The 2,961-nt window shown below is 70.9% G+C and carries 4 protein-coding genes; all 4 read right to left on the minus strand.

Annotated features, from left to right (window positions below):
* Positions 1-1,234, minus strand: a 1,234-nt coding sequence (gene glmM, locus GH736_RS20275; protein ID WP_159606541.1) for a phosphoglucosamine mutase, incomplete at its 3' end; no start/stop codon positions are given.
* A 21-nt stretch (positions 1,235-1,255) separates the two neighbouring features.
* Positions 1,256-1,741: a 30S ribosomal protein S9 gene (gene rpsI / locus GH736_RS20280; protein ID WP_159606543.1), complete on the minus strand. Its 486-nt coding sequence runs from the start codon at positions 1,739-1,741 to the stop codon at positions 1,256-1,258.
* Positions 1,742-1,784: 43 nt separating this feature from the next.
* The gene (gene rplM, locus GH736_RS20285; RefSeq protein WP_159606545.1) at positions 1,785-2,231 is read right to left on the minus strand and encodes a 50S ribosomal protein L13; all 447 of its coding nucleotides are present in this window, start codon (positions 2,229-2,231) and stop codon (positions 1,785-1,787) included.
* 137 nt (positions 2,232-2,368) lie between these two features.
* The coding region (locus tag GH736_RS20290) for a tRNA pseudouridine synthase A (RefSeq protein WP_159606547.1) at positions 2,369-2,961 on the minus strand (593 nt) is incomplete at its 5' end.

Genomic DNA, 2,961 nt, shown 5'->3' on the forward strand with positions numbered 1-2,961 from the left:
GGCCCGTGTCGCCGAGCTCGGCCTCCGCAGCCGTGACCGCGGCCGCGACCTGCGCGTCGTCGTGGAGGCGGTGATGGTCGACCCCGCGCACGTTCACGAGCACCTGGGGGTACACCGTCATCACCGACGCCAGGTCGGCGAGGGTGCGGCCGGTGCGCGCCATCTCGGCGGCCAGGTGCAGGCCGGTCAGCACCCCGTCGCCCGTCGTGGCGAACTCGGTCATGATGACGTGACCCGACTGCTCGCCGCCGAGGGCGAGCTTCCCGGCTGCGAGCGCCTCGAGCACGTAGCGGTCGCCGACCTTGGTCTCGATGACCCGGATGCCGCGCTCCGCCATCGCGCGCCGCAGGCCGAGGTTCGACATCACGGTGACGACGAGCGTGTCGTCGGTGAGGGCGCCGCGTTCATGCATCGACACGGCCAGGATCGCCATGATCTGGTCGCCGTCGACCACGTTGCCGTCGGCATCGACGGCGAGGCAGCGATCGGCGTCGCCGTCGTGGGCGATGCCGAGGTCGGCGCCGTGCTCCCGCACCGCCGCCTGCAGGTGGCCGAGGTGGGTGGAGCCGACGCCGTCGTTGATGTTCATGCCGTCGGGATCGGCGCCGATCACGGTGACGGTCGCTCCCGCGTCGCGGAACGTCTCGGGCGAGACGCCGGCGGCGGCGCCGTGCGCGCAGTCGAGCACGACGTGCAGGCCGTCGAGACGGTTGGGCAACGTGCCGAGCAGGTGGACCACGTACCGGTCCTCCGCGTCGGAGAAGCGGCGGATCCGACCGACGCCGTCGCCGAGGGGCGCCAGCTTCGGCTTGCCGAGGTGGGACTCGATGCGGTCCTCGACCTCATCCGGGAGCTTCGTGCCGCCGAACGAGAAGAACTTGATGCCGTTGTCGGGGGCGGGATTGTGCGAGGCGGAGATCATCACGCCGAAGTCCGCGCCGATCGAATCGATCAGGAAGGCGGTCGCCGGAGTGGGGATGACCCCGGCGTCGAGCACGTCGACGCCCGAGCTGGCGAGGCCCGCCGCCACCGCGGCGATGAGGAACTCGCCGGAGACGCGGGGGTCGCGCGCGACCACGGCGACAGGCCGTCGGCCCGTGGCGCGCAGTTCGTCGGCGTGCCGCCCCCGCGTGAGGACGGCGGCAGCCGCCTGGGCGAGGCCCAGGGCCAGGTCAGCCGTGAGATCACGGTTGGCCAGGCCCCGGACCCCGTCGGTTCCGAAGAGCCGGGGCATTCGGAGAGCCGGAGACCCGGATCAGCGCTTCGAGAACTGAGGCGCCTTGCGGGCCTTCTTGAGACCGGCCTTCTTGCGCTCGATGACGCGGGCGTCACGAGTGAGGAAGCCGGCCTTCTTCAGGGTCGCGCGGTTGTTCTCGCGGTCGATCTCGTTGAGCGCGCGGGCGATCGCCAGGCGCAGCGCGCCGGCCTGGCCCGAGGGGCCGCCGCCGGTGATGCGGGCGATCACGTCGTACGAGCCGGAGAGCTCGAGCACCGTGAACGGGTCGGTGATGAGCTGCTGGTGCAGCTTGTTCGGGAAGTAGTCCGCGAACTCACGGCCGTTGACCGTGATGCCGCCGGCGCCGGGGGCGATGCGCACGCGGGCGATGGCCTGCTTGCGACGGCCGACTGCCGCGCCCGACACGTTGAGCACGGGGCGGGGGGTGGTGGGTGCGGCCGAGGGGGTGCTCTCGGTCGTGTAGCTCTCGGGAGCCGCTTCGATCTGGTCTGCGATCTTCGCCATTTTGGTGTGAATCCTTATTTCGAGAACGTCGAGGGTGCCGGAGTTACTGGGCGACCTGGGTGAGGGTGTACGGCTTGGGCTGCTGCGCCGCGTGCGGGTGCTCGGGGCCGGTGTAGACCTTGAGCTTCTTGAGCTGGGCGCGACCGAGCGAGTTCTTCGGGAGCATGCCGCGGATCGCCTTCTCGACGGCCCGGACGGGGTTCTTCTCGAGGAGCTCGGCGTAGCTGACAGCCTTCAGGCCGCCCGGGTACCCCGAGTGGCGGTAGGCCTTCTTCTGCTCGAGCTTCTGGCCGGTGAGGGCCACCTTGTCGGCGTTCACGATGATGACGAAGTCACCGGTGTCGACGTGGTTGGCGAAGATCGCCTTGTGCTTGCCGCGCAGGAGCGCAGCCGAGTGGCTGGCGAGGCGGCCGAGCACGATGTCGGTGGCGTCGATGACGACCCAGTCACGCTGGATCTCGTTCGACTTGGGAGTGTAGGTGCGCGTCACGGAAGTGCTGCTTTCTGATCGAGAGAGGGGTTCGTGAATCCCACTCCGGGGGGAGTTCGCCAGCTCACGCGTGCGAACGCCCTGGTGGAGGGCTCATCTTCGGGTGCCGACGCAGATGGCGGCACCAAAGAGGTAGCTTAGCCGACGACGCCCTCCGCATGCAATTCCCGGCGTCGCCGCGTCTGCGCGGCACGCGCTTCGAGCTCGGCGTCGTCGGGGTAGCCGACCTCGGTCAGCACGAGGCCCTTGGCCGGCATGACCGTGAACGCGCTCGTGCGCTCGGCCGCGCGCAGCAGCGCCTCGGGCTCGTCCTCGTCGAGTCGCCCCTCACCCACGGCCACGCAGGCGCCGACGAGGGCGCGCACCATCGAGTGGCAGAAGGCGTCGGCTTGGAGCGTGGCCACGAGCACCCCGTCGGACGCACGGGTCCACCGGTAGGACTGCAGGGTGCGGATGGTGGTCGCGCCCTCGCGCGGGCGGCAGAACGCCGCGAAGTCGTGCAGGCCCACCAGCGAGGCGGCCGCGGCATCCATCGCCCGCTCGTCGAGGTGCTTCGGACGGACCGCGGTGCGTCGACGCGCCAGGGGGTCGCGCTCGGCGGACGCGTCCGCGACGCGATACTCGTAGCGCCGCCAGACCGCGGAGAAGCGAGCGTCGAACCCCGCCGGGGCGCGCTCGGCGTGCGTGATCACGACGTCGGCGTCGGCGCCCAGGATGCCCGTGATGCGGC

Source organism: Agromyces humi, assembly GCF_009720255.1.
In the GTDB taxonomy this organism is placed as follows: domain Bacteria; phylum Actinomycetota; class Actinomycetes; order Actinomycetales; family Microbacteriaceae; genus Agromyces; species Agromyces humi.